The 18,690-nt window shown below is 57.3% G+C and carries 14 protein-coding genes; 6 read left to right on the forward strand and 8 right to left on the reverse strand.

The genetic code is table 11. The features are described 5' to 3' along the window. Positions 1–3: 3 nt before the first annotated feature. Together C5L39_RS04425 and C5L39_RS04430 are read right to left on the reverse strand one after the other, a co-directional pair. Entirely contained in the window at positions 4–687 is a 684-nt protein-coding gene (locus C5L39_RS04425) for a hypothetical protein (RefSeq protein WP_123047639.1), read from the reverse strand. 95 nt (positions 688–782) lie between these two features. Continuing rightward, positions 783–2,612 carry an AMP-dependent synthetase/ligase gene (locus C5L39_RS04430; RefSeq protein ID WP_245974873.1) on the reverse strand — a complete coding sequence of 610 codons (1,830 nt, stop codon included), beginning with the start codon at positions 2,610–2,612 and terminating at the stop codon, positions 783–785. 167 nt (positions 2,613–2,779) lie between these two features. On the opposite strand from C5L39_RS04430, the gene malQ reads away from it, so the two are divergent. Continuing rightward, positions 2,780–4,915 carry a 4-alpha-glucanotransferase gene (gene malQ / locus C5L39_RS04435; protein WP_123047640.1) on the forward strand — a complete coding sequence of 712 codons (2,136 nt, stop codon included), beginning with the start codon at positions 2,780–2,782 and terminating at the stop codon, positions 4,913–4,915. Between the two features lie 142 nt (positions 4,916–5,057). Here the strand turns inward: malQ and C5L39_RS10645 are convergent, their stop codons facing one another. Beyond that, on the reverse strand, positions 5,058–5,345 hold the full coding sequence (locus C5L39_RS10645) for a hypothetical protein (RefSeq protein WP_126268727.1): 288 nt from the start codon (positions 5,343–5,345) through the stop codon (positions 5,058–5,060). Positions 5,346–5,356: 11 nt separating this feature from the next. Beyond that, positions 5,357–7,369, reverse strand: a complete 2,013-nt coding sequence (locus tag C5L39_RS04440; protein ID WP_123047641.1) for a M3 family metallopeptidase — start codon at positions 7,367–7,369, stop codon at positions 5,357–5,359. A gap of 32 nt (positions 7,370–7,401) precedes the next feature. On the opposite strand from C5L39_RS04440, the gene C5L39_RS04445 reads away from it, so the two are divergent. Continuing rightward, positions 7,402–8,688 carry a carboxylesterase family protein gene (locus C5L39_RS04445; protein ID WP_123047642.1) on the forward strand — a complete coding sequence of 429 codons (1,287 nt, stop codon included), beginning with the start codon at positions 7,402–7,404 and terminating at the stop codon, positions 8,686–8,688. 4 nt (positions 8,689–8,692) lie between these two features. On the opposite strand, the gene idi is transcribed toward C5L39_RS04445, so the two are convergent. The 4 genes from idi to C5L39_RS04465 all read right to left on the reverse strand — a co-directional run bounded on the left by idi (position 8,693) and on the right by C5L39_RS04465 (position 12,261). Continuing rightward, positions 8,693–9,253: an isopentenyl-diphosphate Delta-isomerase gene (idi, locus tag C5L39_RS04450; RefSeq protein WP_123047643.1), complete on the reverse strand. Its 561-nt coding sequence runs from the start codon at positions 9,251–9,253 to the stop codon at positions 8,693–8,695. Between the two features lie 41 nt (positions 9,254–9,294). After that, the gene (locus C5L39_RS04455) at positions 9,295–11,013 is read right to left on the reverse strand and encodes a TrbL/VirB6 family protein (RefSeq protein ID WP_123047644.1); all 1,719 of its coding nucleotides are present in this window, start codon (positions 11,011–11,013) and stop codon (positions 9,295–9,297) included. Beyond that, positions 10,997–11,617: a DUF3558 domain-containing protein gene (locus tag C5L39_RS04460; protein WP_123047645.1), complete on the reverse strand. Its 621-nt coding sequence runs from the start codon at positions 11,615–11,617 to the stop codon at positions 10,997–10,999. The genes C5L39_RS04455 and C5L39_RS04460 overlap by 17 nt, the downstream gene beginning before the upstream one ends. A gap of 116 nt (positions 11,618–11,733) precedes the next feature. Next, positions 11,734–12,261: a hypothetical protein gene (locus C5L39_RS04465; protein ID WP_123047646.1), complete on the reverse strand. Its 528-nt coding sequence runs from the start codon at positions 12,259–12,261 to the stop codon at positions 11,734–11,736. A gap of 156 nt (positions 12,262–12,417) precedes the next feature. On the opposite strand from C5L39_RS04465, the gene C5L39_RS04470 reads away from it, so the two are divergent. The 4 genes from C5L39_RS04470 to C5L39_RS04485 all read left to right on the forward strand — a co-directional run bounded on the left by C5L39_RS04470 (position 12,418) and on the right by C5L39_RS04485 (position 18,682). Then, complete coding sequence (locus C5L39_RS04470) at positions 12,418–14,292, forward strand: ABC transporter ATP-binding protein (RefSeq protein WP_123047647.1); 1,875 nt, start codon at positions 12,418–12,420, stop codon at positions 14,290–14,292. Between the two features lie 56 nt (positions 14,293–14,348). Then, on the forward strand, positions 14,349–15,491 hold the full coding sequence (locus tag C5L39_RS04475; protein WP_123047648.1) for a MalY/PatB family protein: 1,143 nt from the start codon (positions 14,349–14,351) through the stop codon (positions 15,489–15,491). A gap of 204 nt (positions 15,492–15,695) precedes the next feature. After that, on the forward strand, positions 15,696–17,489 hold the full coding sequence (treS, locus tag C5L39_RS04480) for a maltose alpha-D-glucosyltransferase (protein ID WP_425453849.1): 1,794 nt from the start codon (positions 15,696–15,698) through the stop codon (positions 17,487–17,489). After that, positions 17,489–18,682 carry a hypothetical protein gene (locus C5L39_RS04485; RefSeq protein ID WP_123047650.1) on the forward strand — a complete coding sequence of 398 codons (1,194 nt, stop codon included), beginning with the start codon at positions 17,489–17,491 and terminating at the stop codon, positions 18,680–18,682. The genes treS and C5L39_RS04485 overlap by 1 nt, the downstream gene beginning before the upstream one ends. Positions 18,683–18,690 lie beyond the last annotated feature (8 nt).

An 18,690-nucleotide genomic window follows, 5' to 3' on the forward strand; every position in this document is an offset into this window, starting at 1 on the left:
AGCCTAGCTGGCGGCGCCGCGTCCTTGGGCAGCGCGCTTGGCTGCGACGCTGGCGACGATGGCGTCGATACGCGCTCGTTCGGCGAGGAACATCGGCGGATTGTTGCCACGCATGGTGCGGGTATAGGCCGGATGAGCTTCCGCTACAGTGCTAAGCCAGCCGGAAACAGCCGCAGTGACAGTGGTACCCACACGAGCATAAAGATGAGGAAGGCTGACTGCATCGAGATTTCGAGCGACCAGATCAGTCTGGGTAAGCACCCAGTCGACGGTCCCATCGAGCCATTCGGTGACCGCTTCAGTGCGGGCATCGAGCACATCGGATAATTCATGGACAGCGCCCGGCTGCTCAGAAATCGGGTAATCGGAGTTGAGAACCGCGGCGTCGAGAAGATTGGGTTCTGGTAGCCGAGCCCCCGGAGCTGCGGAGGCAGAAAGGACCCCGGCCCGAACACCTGATGTCAACGCTTGTCGGAGGCCAAGGAGGTCACCGACGATGGTGCGAGAATCACGACGGGCATCATCGAGAATCTCACTAAACTCGGCAAGACAGTCCTCAACAAGCTCTGCGTCCCAATCACCAACAGCCTCAGCAAGGTGTTCGATGTAACCGGCGACTTCGTCACCGATGTTGTAGATCTCCTGCGTGAGCTCACGGTGGCGTAGCTCGGCGGCGATCTTCTGCATCGGAAGCTACCCCTTTTTCCTTGACGTTTGCTGGATCTTCGCTGACTCTATGTCAGGACTCCGAGGTTTTCTGGTCGGCGCGCCGAATACCTCGACTAGCGCTGATAGAGATGATCAATGGCATCTGCATACCGCTGGGTGACCACGTTGCGTTTCACCTTCATCGTCGGGGTAAGTTCATTGCCTTCTTCGGTCAGATCCTGGTCGAGGATATAGAACTTCTTGATGCCCTCCGCGCTGGAGACCGTGGCATTGACCGTGTTAACGGCGTCTTGGATCTCTGCACGCAAGGTGGGGTGAGTAGCCAGATCGCTGATGGATTTGTTCTCTGGAATGTTGTGGTCGAGCTTCCACCTAGTCATTGCATCCTCGTCGAGGGTAACCAACAGACCAATGAACGGCTTTCCATCGCCGACGAGCATCGCTTGAGAGATCAGCGGGTGCGCCCGGAGTGAATCCTCGAGCGGGCCAGGGGAAACATTCTTTCCGCCTGCGGTAACGATCAGGTCCTTCTTGCGGCCAGTGATCACCAGTTGTCCGGTTTCTAGGATCTCTCCGAGATCTCCCGTGTTGTACCAACCATTGTGCATTGACTCTGCAGTAGCTTCGTCGTTATTCCAATAGCCCTCGAAGACGGTTGATCCTTTGACCAGGATTTCCCCATCCTCGTTGATTCGGATGGTGGTGCCGCCGATCGGGCGCCCCACCGAGCCGATCTTCTGGTCATCGAAATCAACCGCAGCCGCGGCGGCTGTCTCCGTCAATCCGTAGCCCTCGTAGACGGGGACACCAATTCCGCGGAAGAAGTGCAGCAGATCATGGCTCATGGCTGAGCCACCAGTAATGCAATATTTCACTGAGTCGCCAATCCCAGCGCGGATCTTGGAGTAGACCAGCCGATCAAACATCCGACGGCGAGCCAGCAACGCACGTGAAGGCCCCTCCGGAGTGTCCAAAGCGCGGGAGTAATCGATGGCAGTGCTCTCCGCACTGGCGAAGATGCGCGCTTTAATCAAGCCACCATCTAGCGCATTTGCGGCAGCGGAATTGCGCACTTTTTCAAACACCCGCGGTACTCCGAGGATGAGGTTGGGACGCGACCGGGAAAACTCCACCGAAAGGGTAGAGAAATCAGCCCAGTGGCTCTGAGTTGCGCCGCCGATAACCACCGCGAGAGAAACCGCACGGGAAAGAACGTGCGCCATCGGTAGGAAGGTCAGGACACGGGTACCCGGCATCGCGATCGCGCCGACCGGGTGAGTGAGCAATCCACGAATTTCCGAGAGCCAGTTGCGGTGAGTCAAACGGCAGCCCTTGGGACGGCCGGTGGTACCCGAGGTATAGACCAATGAAGCGAGGTCGTCGGTGGAGGTGGAAGAAATTCGCTCTTCCACTGCCGAAGTAGCAACCTGACGGCCCTCAAACTTCAAGGTGGCAATGGCTGAGGAGTTAATCTCAAGCACTCGGCGCAATTGTGAGGGCGAACCATATAATCCTGCGTTGCCGTCTTCTCTTAGGACCAAATGCGCAATCAGTTCGGAATGTTCACGAGTCTCCGTGATCGCCATGACTGCGCCAGAGTCCTCGATAATCCACTGCATCTGCATCAAAGATGATGAAGGGTAGACCGGCACTGACACTGCGCCAGCTGCCCAAATAGCGAAATCGAGCAACGACCACTCATATCGAGTGCCCGAGATGAGTGCGACGCGATCACCCTTGCTCACGCCGGAGGCAATCAGGCCCTTGGCCACGTCAAATACCTCATCGACGAACTCACGAGAGGTAACATTGACCCACTCATAGTTAGCTGGCCGGGTAAACATCACCCCGTTGGGATTGTTCTTCGCGGTAGCAAGCATTGCGGTTAGGCAACTCTCGCCCGGAGCGATTTCAAACTCAGCCGGGGTGCTGTATTCCTGCACTGCTAATGTCCTCTCGTTGTGTCCATGGAGCGTCACTGTCGGCGGCAATTTCTAGCATTTTCTCCCTGACCATACCCTTGGATACTGCCCTCTGGAGTCGTGACAGGCCCAGGTAATCTGCCGGACTTTTCAGCGAAAGAGGACTCGGGGTGGCAATATGTTGACTTGTGACTTACCAGGACGTGTTGAGAGACCTTGCGGACGCTCATGGCGTCGCCACGCAGTACACCGCCAGCGATGGGGAGCTAATCGGTGTTTCCCAGGACACGCTGATTAAAACTCTGCGCGCCTTAGGTGTGCAGCTTGGCGATGATCCAGATGAAGCTGCCGCCGCCGCCCAGCTGGCTGCCTACCGTGATGCGGAGGCTACTCGCCCGTTGCCACCGTGTGTGGTCACCACCGTTGGCTCATCACCGACGTTTAATGTCCACGTCCATGATGGCGCGCCTGCTCAGGTCCGCCTGATCTTGGAGGATGGCAGCATCCGGGAGGCCTACCAGGAGGAAAACTGGAGCGCGCCACTGACGGTAGCGGGCATCACGTGGGGCGAGGCCACTTTCCGACTCCCCGATGACCTACCGCTGGGCTGGCACCACATCGAGCTGGTTTCAGGTGAGTACCGCAACGAATGCGCGCTCATTATCACTCCGGTTCGGCTTTCCACTACCGATGAATACACCAACTCCCCCGCAGCCGGGGTGATGGCCCAAATGTATTCGGTGCGCTCAGCCGATTCTTGGGGCATCGGTGATTTCCACGACATGGGTCAGCTCGCCGAGGTACTGGCAACTGAAGCCGGTGCTGATTTCCTTTTGGTCAATCCCATGCATGCGGCGGAACCGTTCCCGCCGGTCGAGGATTCTCCTTATCTGCCCACCACGCGCCGTTTCACCAACCCGATCTACTTGCGCATCGAGGATGTCCCCGAGGTGGAGTTGCTCGATAAAGATACCCGCGCGGATGTTGAAGAATTAGCCGAAGAACTCCGCGAGATGAATCTCTCTGGAGAAATCATCGATCGCAACCCGGTATTCCAAGCCAAGCTCGATGTACTCCACGAGCTCTACGCACTACCGCGTTCGGCCAAGCGGGAACAGGATCTTCAAGCGTTCGTTGAGCGCGAGGGCCAAGGCCTCGTGGACTTCGCTTCTTGGTGTGCCCAGCGCGAGCTCGACCAGATCCATACTCAACGCGCTCATGCCATTCGGCCCAGCATCGAGGAGCTAACCGGTTTCTACATCTGGTTGCAGCTTCTCTGCGATGAGCAGCTAGCCGCAGCTCAAAAGCGAGCCAAAGACGCCGGCATGAAGATCGGAATCATGGCAGATTTGGCAGTCGGTGTGCACCCGGGCGGCGCCGATGCCCATAATCTTGCCCCCTGGTTGGCTCCAGAGGCCTCTGTTGGCGCCCCGCCGGACGGCTACAACCAGCAAGGCCAAGACTGGTCGCAGCCGCCATGGCACCCAGTCAAGTTGGCAGAAGATGGCTACCGCGCGTGGCGGAATCTGCTTACCACCGTGCTGCGCCATTCCGGAGGAATCCGCGTCGATCATATTCTCGGGCTCTTCCGACTTTTCTGGATTCCGCGGATGCAGTCCCCGACCACCGGCACTTATGTGCAATTCGACCATGAAGCTCTAGTGGGCATCTTGGCGCTAGAAGCCGAGCGCGCAGGTGCGGTAGTCATCGGCGAGGATCTGGGTACCTTTGAGCCTTGGGTCCGAGACGTCCTCGCGTCCAAGGGCGTTATGGGCACATCGATCCTCTGGTTCGAGGCCACCCCGGATGGCCCATTGCCTCAGGATCAATACCGCGTACTCTCTTTGAGTTCAATCAATACTCATGATCTGCCTCCCACGGCTGGCTATCTCGCTGGCGAGCACATCACCTTGCGTGATGAGCTTGGAGTGCTGACCCGCTCAGCCGCCGATGAAGACGCCGAAGATCTTGAGTGGCAGGCCAAGATCCTCGACAGCATCCGGGAGACCGGATGTTTCGAAGGCACGGAGCTGGCGCACACCGAATTTGAAGGCTTGGCACGTGATAAGCGCGGAGAAATCGGCGAGCTTATTGTCAGCCTGCACCAGTTCATCTCCGGCACCCCTTCAGCGCTCAGCTGTACCTCGCTGGTCGATATGGTCGGCGATATTCGCTCCCAAAACCAGCCTGGCACCACCAGAGATCAGTACCCCAACTGGTGTATCCCGCTCAGTGATGGAAAGGGCCGCCCAGTCTTGATCGAAGACTTGGCCGACAACGAACTTTTCCAAGAAGTTGCTAAGGCCTCTCGCCGTCCGCAGTAAAAATTCTCAGAGCAAAACACCCGGAGACCGCATATGGCCTCCGGGTGTTTTGCTATCTGCTTAGAATAAGGTGATCAGCCAAGTAATGAGCACAATCGCTAACAAAATCCACAGCGATTGGGTCACCCGTGACTGCGGGTACTTACGCTTGGCCTTCGGCAGCTTCTGATCTTGCCGGCGCAGTTCCTCGGGATTGGCCATCGTTGTCATTGCTCCTGATTGAGTGTCGGGTGGGGCGAACTGTGTCGCCTCCGGTTATCGATCGCCACACTCGCAGTCCAGCGAATGTAGCGGAGTCCACCATTCGAACCAGCACCACGGCGGATACTGCCGCCAGCGGCACAGCCACGAGCAAGATCAGCCCAGCCTGCAGCCACAACGGGGTGACAATCAGGTGTTGGGTGGTCCAGTCCACAGCGGCGGAGAACATAAAATCTCAATCTACCCCACGTCAACGCCAGCCAACCCGCGGCGGGCAAGCAGGGGGCGCACATCGCGCTCGCGTCCGCGCAATGTGCGGAAGGCTTCTTGGTAGTCCACCGAGGCACCTCGGGAGAGAATCAGATCACGGAAACTGCTACCCGCGGAGGCAATATCGCCTGCTTGAGCGAACCAATCGAAGCCATCAGCATCGAGTGCTTCTGCCCAAAGGTAAGAGTAATAGCCAGCTGAGTAGCCGCCGCCGAAGATATGGTTGAAGTAACTCGAACGGTAGCGTGGCGAGAGATTGTCCACTGCCAGGCCAGCTTCTTCTAGGGCTGCTTGTTCGAAAGCCTCCACCGCTGCGGCGTCCCCGCCGAGTGCGTTCGCTTCCTCCAGCGTCAGCGAATGCCACGCCAGGTCGATGATGGCGGCAGCAAGGTATTCGGAAGTATCGAAGCCTTGGCCGAACTGCCGGGCGCTGAGGACGGCGTCGATAAGCTCATCGGGGATGACCTGGCCGGTATCTACGTGCCGGGCATAATTGCGCACCACCTCGGGGTCAAAGGCCCAGTTTTCGTTGATTTGGGAGGGAAATTCCACCCAATCGCGGGGGACGTTGGTGCCCGACAGACTCGGGTAGCGCACGTTGGAAAGCAATCCATGAAGCGCGTGGCCGAACTCATGGAACAGGGTGGTCACCTGATCAATGCTCAGCAGCGGACTCGAACCATCAGTGGGCTGAGTGATCGACATGACGTTGACCACCACTGGCTTGGTATCCAACAGCTGCGATTGATCAACAAAAGAGCTCATCCATGCCCCGCCGCGTTTCGACGGCCGCGCGAAGTAGTCGGTCAGCAGCAGCCCCAGGCCGGTGCCATCGGCGTCGATGATCTCCCACACATCCACGCCCTCGGCGTAGCCCTGCAGGTCTGCTCGCGGCTGGACGCTGACGCCGTAGAGCCGCTGGGCGGCGAAGAATACTCCGTCAGTGAGCACCTGATCGAGAGGGAAATAGTGCGAGAGCGCGTCTTCATCTAGCTGGTAGTCGCGCTCGCGTACCTTCGCCTGCCAATAGGGCCAATCAGCGGCACTGAGTTCTTCCCCAGCTAGTTCTGAGGCCAGTTTGTGCTCGGCCACAGCATTGGCCGAAGCCGCGGGCGCCAAATCAAAAAGCAAGGCCCGAGCAGCCTCTGCGGTACCAGCAGTCTCCTCTGCGATGACGTAGTCAGCGTGGGTGTCATAGCCCAGCAGCCGGGCGTGCTCAGCGCGTAGCCGAACCTGTGCCACAAGATTATCGACGTTCGTTTCAACGCCCCGTTGCCCGGAAGCTGCATGAAGCTGTGCTCGCGAGGCCGGATTTTCTAGAACTACCTGCGCAGATTGCACAGACGGCAGCTCGAGCGGAAGCAACCATCCCTGCCCTTCTGCCGCGGCGTGGGCGGAGTCGATGCGCGACTGGCTCAGACCAGCAAGTTGAGCGGGGTCGTCGAAACGCACAGCCAACCGGGTCGTATCGGCCAACAACGCGCGACCAAACTGCTCCGATAGCGAGCTGAGCTGCTGGTTGATCTCACTGAGTCGCTGCTTGTCTGAGAGGCTTAATCCAGCACCCCGGCGAGTGAAACTCCGAAGAAGCTGTGCATAAAGGCGGCTGGATTCGTTGTCCTCGGGAACATCCACCTCCAGCAATCGCCGGTAGAGCTCCGCATCTTGGTAGATCGCATCGCTGTGTTCGGACAATCGTGGCACCACTTGTGCCACCACCGCATCAAGTTCTTCAGTGGCATCGGTGCCTTGCAGGTTAAACAGCCAGGCGGTCACTCGCCCAAGGTCTTGTCCGGAAGCCTCCAGCGCCTCGACGGTATTAGCCCAATTCGGTTCTTCTGCTGCCAAAATCTCATCGATCTCTGCACGATGGGTCACCAACGCGATATCGAAGGCTTCAATCGCGTGCTCAAGCCTGATGTCAGCAAAAGCAGGCAAGTGATAGGGAAGGTCGGATGTATGAAGCAATGGATTCACGGTCATGATGGACGATGGTAGTTGGTAGCGTTATCGACATGTCAGATGATGCACGCGTCACCGTGTACTGCCCCGCGGGAGAGATCACCGGGACCAGCGACGGGCAAGTAACCAATTTCAGATCAATCCCCTACTCACACATCCCTGGGGACTTCTTTGACGCGCAACGTCTACCCAACACTCCTCAAGAACCTATCGACGCCACCGTTCACCGACCGGAGTCCATTGCGCTGTCGATAACCACCCCGCATGATTCCCGACCGTTAGCGGATCTGCCAGTCATCGTCTACATCCATGGCGGCCGCTTCGAAAACGGCACGCACGGTGATCGTCGCGCCGATGGCGCTCCCAATGCCCGAGCCAAGGTCATTACCGTCCACATCGGATACCGCGTCAAGCTCGCCGGTTTCGCTCAATTCCACAATGATGAGCCACACCGCTACCGTGGCATCGATGACTGTCAGCTGGGCTTGGAATGGGTCCAACGCAATATCGAATCCTTCGGCGGGGATCCCACCAACGTCACCCTCGTGGGCCAATCCGCCGGCGCCACTACTGCCCTGTGGCTGAGCCGACGCGATCACTACCGGGGTTGTTTTCGCCGAGTAATGGCGATGTCTCCCTGCTTTCCAAGAGATAGTTTTCAACACCGCAAAGGCTCCCTGCGCACCGTGCTGGGCAAACCAGTAACGAGGGCATCACTAACCAAGCTGGCGGCGAAGAACCCACGTTTATTAGAGCGCGGCTACTCCCGATTCCGTACCTGGCACGGACTAGATATGGCATTAGGACCGACGCCTCTTGACGGCGCCGAAATGACCGATTTGCCCCTGTGGATGACCAGTACTCGCGAAGAGTTTTACCATCTGCCCGGTGGTCGCACACTCGACGATCGGGGCTGGGGGCCTAGAGCCGCCCGGTTCTTAGCCAAACGGATGGGGCTTAGCGGATCAGTATCTGCGTGGATAGCCGCAGCCCAAAAAATGGATCCAGAACGAGTAGTTGGACGACTCATCGGTGATGCTTCCAACCGCCGATGGGTCTCACAGGCAGCCGAACAGTCTCTCGGACCAGTGTGGATGAGCGAATACGTGCGAGATGCCACCCCTGCGCTGCACTGCGTGGAGATTCCCTATGTCTTTGGGCTAGAACCCGGCATCTCCCATGAACAGCTGCTGAGGTTCGCCCACGGACGAGAACCACTGTGGCCACGCTATACGGCCAATACCGGCCGGCAGGTCTGTCGCACCAACCTCGACAGCGGTACTACCGAGATAGTCTCCGACCCGCTGAAGATGGTGCGTGAAGCCTTCGGACCGAACTAGAACGCTAGTCCTTGCCCACTAGTGCCTTCCGCAGGCGCTCCTCCGCCAGCTCTTCCACCAGCCATGGGCTAAAGGTAAACGGTGCGGCAGCAACGGCGCTGATGAGTGCTGCTGGGTCTACCCACGCCAAGGAATCAATCTCCTCTGGGTTCTGATTCGGGCCTTGTCCTTCATGGAGCTTGGCAACAAACACCGGGCAGATCTCCCATTCGACGATCCCGCTGGAATCTACCGCCCGGTAGCTAAAGTCTGGCAGTACTTCAACGATCTCCGCGATCGCTTCAGATTTAAAACCAAGCTCTTGTACGCTGCGGCGGCGGATCGCTGCGGCGGTCGCCTCCCCGGGGCCAGGATGGCCGCAGAAACTATTGGTCCATACCCCCGGCCATGTCTTCTTGCTCAACGCTCTTCTAGTCATCAGCAGACGTCCTTGCGCGTCAAGCAAATAGCAGGAAAAAGCGAAATGCAAAGGAGTATCGGCACTGTGCACGGTTGCCTTTGGTGCGGTACCGGCAGGACGACCCTGCGCATCTGCCAGGACAACCAACTCAACCTCATCTGTCATCCTTCACACCCTACCCAGGCACGCACTGGCTTAGCAGGTTGTTAACCGCGCGCCCATGCCCCAATCACACCCGGTACTACCGAACCTCGATCCCCAAGTAGCGCCGCGGTGTTGTCATCCTGCTCTACTGCAGAAGTCACTGCCTTAATTCTCGGAGTTTTTGACCCGCCGCCTGCGCCACCGGTCATCGGCGCACCCATCATCGGCATCATCGACCGCCCCGAGGACTGTCCATTACTCGGGCGTACCGCATTGGTGCCGCTAGCAGTTGTTGCTGGAGCAATTCCCGAACCGACTGCAGGAGTAGCTGCCCGCACCCCCGAGCCAGCTGTGCCCGCGCTAGTGCCCGATGAGCCAGCCGCTCCCAACCCGGCAGATCCTGAAGCTCTACCTACCGCTGGCATTCCGGCACCTGTGCCAAGGACACTGCCGGATCCGTTCCGCGCAGTACCCATCCCAGCCATATTCGCCAGTGCTGCTGGATCAGTAGAGAAACCTCGAGACGGCCCACTAACTGCGGATCTTGCAGCCAGTCCGCCAGGCAAAGAGGCCGGCACTGGGCCGCCAAAGCCTGGAGAGCCTGCTGCTAGCCCACCAGATGTGCCACCGGATGTCCCAATGCCAGAGCCGAGCGATCCAGGTCCTGAAAGCGCAGAAGTACCCGAAGTAGTACTGGCAGCCACCGTTGCGACTTGATTGGCCTGCAGTAGTTGACTGCCATCTACTCCTGCTACCGCATCAATCCCGCGACTGGCAGTGCCAAAGTTGCCTGCCCCCATCGCGTGCCCAGCAGCGTGCAACAACCCTTGGGAAGCACCTGGTGCACGCATGCCAGCAGCATCGTGTTTCTCACCATCACCGTCGATCTCGCTCATGCCGAGTGCAATATTGCTGCCTCCATCGCCCGAGGCATCCATGACCATGAGATTGCGGATCGGAGGAACTCCGGTGGCTACAAACGGACTAAAAGAGGCTGGGAAGCTCTGTAGAAAAGCCTGTTCCGCAGCAATCCGCTCAGCAGGTTCCACGATCGCTGCCAAAGCCGCCTTGGTGAGGTTGACCTTGACCGCACCTTGGGATTTGATCGCCGCCAGTTGTTCTACAGAAGTCCCCATGGTGGCCGCATTCTGTGAGAAGGTCTCTCCCGCGCGTGCTACCTCAGAGATCTTCTCGACGGCCGCTTCCACCACCTCCCCTTGATTGCTGCTGCCAAGTTCCCCGGCGATAGAGTGCAGGCCTTGTGAAATGGCGGTCGCCTCCGCCGAGAGTTTCTTCCATGTAGCTGCAGCCGCCACCGACTCTTGAATCTTGGTCATCGAGAATTCCGCCGACAGCTGATCAATTGATGCTGCTGGGGTGACCAAAGGCGGCGTGAAACTAAAGTTCTCGAAACGCGGTGCTGGGCGAGTCGGGAACGTCACGGCATCTTCTCCTACCGATCCGCCTTCATCAGCGATGTCCATCCCCCGAGCAACGAATGCATTCTGTCCGGTGAGAGCTTGGTAGCTGGCGGCAAGGGCTTCATCAAGCCAGTTGACTTGCTCTGCATAGGATTTCAATACGCTGATCGCAGATCCGGTGCCTCCATTGATAACTCCACCATGTCCCCCACCAAGCTGATCCAGCCCGGAAACTCCCGAATAGCTGCCGTTAAGCGTGGTCTGTGCTGCATAATTGGCCGACTCGTTTGCCTGTTGGCCAAGAAGTCTCAACTCTTCGATTCCCCCCAGAAGCGAAGCACTATCAATAGAAATATCCATTTTCTTCCCCCATTTGTTCGTACAAAAATTCCAACTGATCCAGTGCGATTCCACATATCTCTTCGAGACTTCGATCCGTCGAGATCTCGCCGTAGTTGACGATGAAACGACCTCGTTCGGTATGCACAGCAGCATGGCAATCACTGTCGTTTCCTACGCTTAGCTGATGTAGGTAAGCACCCGGTATCGAAGAATCTATGTCTTCAGCAATCATCAGATTGCGCTCAAATAGCTTCTCTTTCGTATTACGGTCAGCGGTAAGAGCAAAGGTACCCAAATTCTGCTCGTAATCGACAGCACTAAAGCCACAACGCACCGAAAGGTCTCGGTCATATCCAGGCTCCCAGATTGCCTCCCCCATCCCAGCAGCTACCAGGACATCGCTAGGAATCTCGGTGCAGGGATCAAAGAGCTCAAAATCCCCCTCCGGATCGAACTCCCCCAGTTCGAGTGATTCTTGGGCCACTGCGGTGGTTGGTGCTGATGACGCCACAGATTCCGGCGGGTCCGTGGGTTCTGTGGTCAGTGAATCCTCGGCGGAGGTACTGCATGCAGAAAGCACCACCGTTGAAACGGCAAGGACAAGAAATCGACGGGCGGGCATGGTCGGGCGATCCCCTCATGAGTCCGGACGGGTCGACATAGAAAAGACCCGGAGCACGTCTTGGGCATGCTCGCCACACTTAGACTCTGAAAACCAGCGCTCGGTTCCCGAGAATTTTAGTTTTGTAGGTTACCTTCCCAAATAACGTTTCCTACCTGCAGTTCTGCGTCCCAAAGATTGCCTGAGGAGACATCGAAAACGTACTGAATATTAGTAGAGGCTTGGCTGCCTAACGGAAGATCCAAGCCAATTATCCGGTCGAGATCATCGGCAGAGACCAGATCTGCATCAGAGAAATTATTAGATCCGGTGTTATAAGACAGGGTGGGCTCTGCGAGAGCTTCTGGGTCAAGCGGTTGATCGTTGAGGTTTCTGGCTCGAAGAGTCGCTACGGCGTCACCGTTGGAGTCGTTGACTGCTCCTTGGAAGTCCCACTCAACGTTGAGGCCAGTGTCAAAGACCGTCTCCGACAGGCTATCTGCGGTAATCGGATCAACATCTTTTCCTTGGGCCAGCATGCTCTCAGAGGCGGTGGTTTCCCCGGAATCGTTGACTGAGTCGCTTTCCTCCGCATCTGTTCCACAAGCTGCAAGAAAGAGCACGGAGACGACGGCGACGCCGAGTGCAGGGCGATTCAGGTTCACGAGACTGCCTTTCCTGGCCGATGAGAACCCGAGTTTGGTCCCGGGCATAAGGTGTCCACAGTCTAACCGCCTTATCCGCAGCATTGGTGTTCTACCCCGTGCAACGTGGCATAATCCCACTCTGTCGCACAGGCATTGAACTGGAGTAGTGAAGTCGTGAATTCCCTGGCCCGAATTGTTCGCAGCGCCTCAGCCCTATGGCCCTACTACCTCGGCGTGGTTGTTGTCTCCACGGTGGCGGCGGCGCTCGCTTTGGTCTCGCCCTTTATTTTCCGTGAAGCAACCGATTCGATTGTTGCTGTCTTAAACGGTGACCTGGATTCTTCCTCAGCGATGCGCACCTTGCTGTGGTTAGCGATTGGGCTTTTGGTCGCTGACCTAGCTAATACCGCTATGACAAATCTTGGTGGCTACATCGGCGACATGATGGCTATGCGAATGCGACAAATCCTCTCGACTCGCTACTACGCCAAACTGCTTGGCCTGCCCCAGCGCTATTTCGATAGCCAAGTCACCGGAACGGTTATCGCTCGCCTAGATCGTTCGATTACCTCGATCACGCAGTTCCTACAGTCTTTTTCCAATAGCTTTTTCCCCATGATCATCCAGGTGTTCGCCGTGCTGGTGATTACTTCTTGGTACTACTGGCCACTGACAATTCTGCTGGCTTCACTGTTTCCGATTTATATGTATTTGACCACCTTGACCAGCAAGCGGTGGCAGACTCTCGAATCTCAGAAAAACCACCAGATCGACCGGGCGAACGGGCGTTTCGCTGAGGTAATCTCCCAGGTCAAAGTAGTCAAATCTTTCACCAGTGAGGTCCGCGAGCTCGATAACTTTGGGCGTCGCTATGGCAAAACTGTGGAGATCACCCGCCCGCAGTCCAGCTGGTGGCATTTCATGGATTCTTTCCGCGGCGCGGCCTTGAATATCATCTTCTTTGGCATCTATCTCGTGCTCTTTTTCCAGACTCTTAATGGCCGTTTCACTCTCGGCGATATGGTCATGCTCATCCAATTGGTCAACATGGCCAAGCAACCGGTGTTCATGATGAGCTGGATTGTTGATGCGGCTCAACGAGCAATTGCTGGTTCTAAGGACTACTTCCAGGTCATGGAGGAGGAGTTTGAACCCACCGCACGCGCCGAGCTGGTTGCCGCTACCGAGGCTTCCGGCGTACCAGAACTCGATCTGGCACCGGTTCCGCCTCTGGTGCCAATACCGGGCAAACCAGTTCTGGAATTTGATGGGGTTACCTTTGCTTATAACGCCGATGAACCGGTGATCCACGACGTCAATTTCAGCGCACATGAGGGTGAGCAAATCGCCTTGGTTGGTGAATCCGGTGGCGGAAAATCCACCCTGGTTAATCTCTTGTTGGGGCTCTATCCCATCACCGAGGGCAACTTGGTGGTCTGTGGCCACAATGTCAATGACCTCACCGCCGAGCAGTTGCGAGCGTCAGTAGGCGTCGTATTTCAAGAGGCTGCACTATTTTCCGGCACGATCCGAGAGAACATCGCTTATGGTCGCCCCGGTGCCACTGATGAAAAGGTCACCGAGGTCGCCCGGCGTGCCAATGCCCACGAGTTCATCGAGCACTTCCCCAACGGTTATGACACGGTCATCGGCGAGCGTGGCCTTCGCCTTTCTGGCGGCCAGAAACAACGAGTGGCAGTAGCGCGTGCCATGCTCAAAGATGCTCCCGTGCTGATCCTCGACGAGGCGACGTCTGCGTTGGATACCAAGTCTGAGCGTGCTGTCCAAGCTGGTCTCGATGAGTTGATGAAAAACCGCACCACGTTGATCATTGCCCACCGCTTATCGACGATCGCGGATGTCGACACCATTGTCACGTTGCAGGAGGGCAAGGCCGATGAAATCGGCTCCCCCGATGAGCTTGCCGCCTCTGGCGGTATCTATGCTCAGCTGTTGCAACTGACTGCTTCTTCTTCAATCTCTGACCGGGCACGATTAAAGAAGTATGGCTTCGTCCCTGATGCCGGCAGCACTCCGACGGAGGTCTGATTGCTCGCATTGCTGGGGATAGGCGGGCGTCGATAAGCACGGGCTAACCTAGAGGCATGGAATTTCCCACCTTGGAACAGCTCAAGAACCGTCAGACCCGCAAATGGACTGTCTATGACGACGACGTCCTGCCGATGTGGATCGCGGAGAGTGATTTTTCTACCTTCCCGCCGATCAAGCAGGCCATCGCCAAGGCAGTGGAAAACGAGTCCTTCGGCTACACCCCGGCTCGCTCTGATCTACCTGAGGCGGTGAGTGATTTCTATGCACATCACTACGGCTGGCGGCCTGGTCCGGAAGCCGTTCTCCCAGTACCCGATGTGGTTCGCGGACTGCTGCTGGCGGTAGAGCATATGACTCGCCCCGATTCCTCTGTGATCGTTCCGGTTCCTTCCTACCCACCATTTCTAGAAATCCCGAAGACCGCTGGCCGCGAGATGGTGGAAATCAATGCCTACGGTGGCTTGGATCTAGCTGAGATCGAAGCAGCTTTCGCAGCTGGGGCTGGCTCGATTTTGCTGGCTTCGCCCAATAACCCGTTGGGCTACACCTTCGATGAGGAATTCTTGACCAGCTTGTGCGCGCTCGCTGATCGCTATAACGCCCGAGTCTTGGTCGATGAAATCCACGCGCCAGTGGTCCTCGACGGCACTCATATCGCAGCCGCTGGCCTCAACAAGGTGGCTGCGCAGGTGTGTGTGACGGTCACTGCCACCTCCAAGGCCTGGAATATTGCTGGCCTGAAATGTGCCCAGATGATCCTGACTAATCCGGAGGATCGGAAGACGTGGTCGAAGATGACCGGTGTCGCCAAGGATGGCACCTCCACTCTGGGTATCTTTGCCGCCATTGCCTGTTATCGCTTGGGCGAGGACTATCTCGCCGATCAGGCGGCCTACCTCCGGGAAAATCGTGACTTGCTGGTCTCGGAGCTGCCGAAACGAGTCCCCGGGTTGAAGGTGACTAACCCGGAAGCTACCTACCTCATGTGGCTGGATTTCTCCGAGACTGCCATCGGACATCTGGAACGTCCGGCCGTGTGGTTGCTCGAGAACGCCCGCTTAGCCTTCAATGATGGTCTCTTCTTTGGTACAGGTGGCCTGCATCACACGAGGCTGAACTTTGCCACGTCTCGGGAACTGCTCGAAGATGCCCTTGACCGGCTAGAATCCGCCTTTTCAGAGCTGGCAGATTCTTAGCCTAAGATTACCCACCGGGCATGGGTATCGGAGGCCAATTGACACTCTAGTTTGGCCCCCAGCCTGCGAGAATCCACTGGTTTGCCTACGCTTGAATCTATGAGCGACCGCACACAGACCGACATCCCGCCCGGTGCTACTGGTGCTTCTGGCGCCACGGAAGACTCTCGGCCGGGGCTTTCCACCGGACCTCGCAATGGGGTCATTATCGATGAGCGCCGCGGCGTCGAAGCGGAGGAAGCGGAGAACTCAGTTACTCCGCGTCTGCCCACCGATGCCGAGGGTTTCTTTGTTGAGCATGGCCCCGAGGAGTTCGATACTCCAGCGCCTGCCCCAGGTAATAACCCTTGGGAACGCTCTGATCCTGAGTGGTACAAGGATGCGGTTTTCTATGAGGTGCTGGTTCGCGCCTTCTATGATCCGGATAACACCGGCTCGGGAACTCTCCGCGGGGTGACCAAGAAGCTCGATTACCTGCAATGGCTAGGAATCGACTGCATCTGGCTGCCACCCTTCTACGATTCACCGCTGCGCGATGGCGGCTACGATATCCGCAATTTCCGAGAGATCCTGCCGGAGTTCGGCACGGTCGAAGATTTCGTGGAACTGATTGATAATGCCCACCGGCGCGGTCTGCGTGTGATCACTGACTTGGTCATGAACCACACCTCCGACCAGCACGCCTGGTTTCAAGAGTCCAGACACGACCCAGAAGGCCCTTACGGCGACTTTTATGTGTGGACCGATGACCCGAAGGAATACGCGGACGCTCGAGTCATCTTCGTCGATACCGAAGAATCCAACTGGACCTACGATCCGGTGCGCAAACAGTACTACTGGCACCGTTTCTTCTCCCATCAGCCGGATTTGAACTACGACCATCCTTCTGTGCGTGCTGCCATGATCGATGTTCTGCGTTTCTGGCTTGATCTGGGCCTGGATGGTTTCCGTCTCGACGCGGTCCCCTACCTCTACGAGCGCGAAGGTACCAACTGCGAGAACCTCTCAGAGACCCACGATTACCTCAAGCAGGTGCGCGGGGTTATCGATGATGAGTACCCAGGTCGAGTGCTCTTGGCGGAAGCCAATCAGTGGCCCGAGGACGTCGTAGAATACTTCGGCGAGCCGGAGATCGGCGACGAGTGCCACATGGCGTTCCACTTCCCCGTCATGCCGCGCATTTTCATGTCAGTCCACCGCCAGTCGCGGACCCCAATTTCAGAGATCCTCGCGGAAACCCCGTCAATTCCGAAGACGGCTCAGTGGGGTATTTTCTTGCGCAACCATGATGAGTTGACCTTGGAAATGGTCACCGAGGATGAGCGCGCGTATATGTACAAGCACTACGCCAAGGATCCTCGGATGAAGGCCAACGTCGGCATCCGCCGCCGCCTGGCCCCCTTGCTCAACGGTGACCGCAATAAGCTGGAACTTTTTACCGGCCTCTTGATGTCTTTGCCTGGCTCGCCCGTGCTCTATTACGGCGATGAGATCGGTATGGGAGACAATATTTGGCTCTTCGACCGTGACGGTGTGCGCACCCCTATGCAGTGGTCCGCGGACCGCAATGGTGGTTTCTCCAAGGCTGATCCGGAGCGGCTCTACTTGCCGGCGATCCAAAATGACCAGTACGGTTATGCCACCATCAATGTGGAAAACCAGATGAAGCGGGATAATTCCCTGCTGCATTGGACCCGCGCTCAGGTCCATATCCGCAAGCAGTACCGAGCCTTTGGCCATGGTTCTTATCGCGAGGTCGACTCCGTCAACGAGTCAGTGTTGACCTTCCTCCGCGAGTTTAAAGATGAGGCAATCTTGTGCGTCAACAACCTCTCTGATCGCCCACAGGCGGTCTCTCTTGATCTCCGCGAGTTCTCCGGAGTGGTCCCGCGTGAGCTTTCCGGTGGTGAGGACTTCCCCATTATCAGCACTAGCCCTTGGGTGGTTACGCTTCCTCCGCATGGGTTCTTCTGGTTCGATATCTCCCGGGAGGACTAGTGGATCAGCTGGCCCGAATGCTCGAGAATGCCCGATTTTATGGTGCGAAATCCGAGCCCATAGATGAGATTGAGACCCTCCACGAGGCGGATTTGCCGGGGATTCCGGGGATCCGGCTCTTAATCCTGCGCGTCCACCACGGCGGAAAGCGAGATCTTTATCAGGTCTGCGTCGATGAATCTGGCAAGGATGTTTTCGCCAACCCAGCCGTGATTGCGCGTTATGGCAATGCCCTGGCAGCTGGTACTCCAGCTGGATTCGGCACCTTAGAAATCATCGGCGATCAGCTCTCTGCCACCCTGGATATTCCGGGCCGGATGATTTCGGGCGAGCAATCCAACACCTCGTTGATCTTTGGTAAAAAGACCATGCTTAAGGTCTTTCGCCGGTTGGAAGCCGGAGAAAATCCAGATGTGGAGCTGCTTTCCCAGATCTCGGAGTGTGCCAATATCGCCCCCGTACGCGGCTGGGTCACCGAAGACATCGATGGAGCAAGCCACACCCTAGCGATGGTGCAGGATTTTGTGCCGGATGCGGAAGACGGCTGGCGCTTCGCTTTGAACTTCGCCGGAGTAGATGCGTCCTTTGGCGTAGAAGCGGCCCTATTGGGCGAGTCGACCCAGAACGTCCACGCTGCTTTAGCTGGAGCTTTTCCCACCACGGAGGTGGATTCCGCACAGCTGGCCGCCGGGCTAGAGGACAACCTCGATGAGCTAGTCACTAGGGCTCCGGTCTTAGCTCGAGTCGCCGATCAAGTCCGGGCGGTCTATCGCACGCTCCCGCACGAGACCCACAGTGTTCAACGTATCCATGGGGATCTACACCTCGGCCAAGTTCTGCGAACCCCAGAGCGTTATGTGCTGATCGATTTTGAGGGCGAACCTGCCCGACCATTGGAGCAACGTCGACGTCCTGATTCGGTGCTGCGGGATCTAGCCGGAATTATCCGTTCCTTCGACTATGCCGCACATTTCCCTGCCCGCAGTGGTGCTTCCGGACCCGCGAACCCAGCAGGGTGGGCAGCTGATGCGACCGCGGCCTTCCTCGAAGGATATGGCGTGGAACGCTCCCCGGTGTTGGATGCTTACGTGCTGGATAAGGCCCTCTACGAGGTGGTTTATGAAAGTGATAATCGGCCGGATTGGGTAGATATTCCGCTAGCTGCCATCGACCGGTTGTTGGCTGCACACTAAACCCACCT

This window comes from Corynebacterium alimapuense (assembly GCF_003716585.1).
Lineage (GTDB): Bacteria > Actinomycetota > Actinomycetes > Mycobacteriales > Mycobacteriaceae > Corynebacterium > Corynebacterium alimapuense.

Bases quoted from the DNA above. Each gene is read 5' to 3' on its own strand.
- C5L39_RS04425 (WP_123047639.1), bottom strand. From the start codon at position 687: ATGCAGAAGATCGCCGCCGAGCTACGCCACCGTGAGCTCACGCAGGAG.
- C5L39_RS10645 (WP_126268727.1), bottom strand. From the start codon at position 5,345: ATGTTCTCCGCCGCTGTGGACTGGACCACCCAACACCTGATTGTCACC.
- C5L39_RS04440 (WP_123047641.1), bottom strand. From the start codon at position 7,369: ATGACCGTGAATCCATTGCTTCATACATCCGACCTTCCCTATCACTTG.
- C5L39_RS04445 (WP_123047642.1), top strand. From the start codon at position 7,402: ATGTCAGATGATGCACGCGTCACCGTGTACTGCCCCGCGGGAGAGATC.
- idi (WP_123047643.1), bottom strand. From the start codon at position 9,253: ATGACAGATGAGGTTGAGTTGGTTGTCCTGGCAGATGCGCAGGGTCGT.
- C5L39_RS04455 (WP_123047644.1), bottom strand. From the start codon at position 11,013: ATGGATATTTCTATTGATAGTGCTTCGCTTCTGGGGGGAATCGAAGAG.
- C5L39_RS04460 (WP_123047645.1), bottom strand. From the start codon at position 11,617: ATGCCCGCCCGTCGATTTCTTGTCCTTGCCGTTTCAACGGTGGTGCTT.
- C5L39_RS04475 (WP_123047648.1), top strand. From the start codon at position 14,349: ATGGAATTTCCCACCTTGGAACAGCTCAAGAACCGTCAGACCCGCAAA.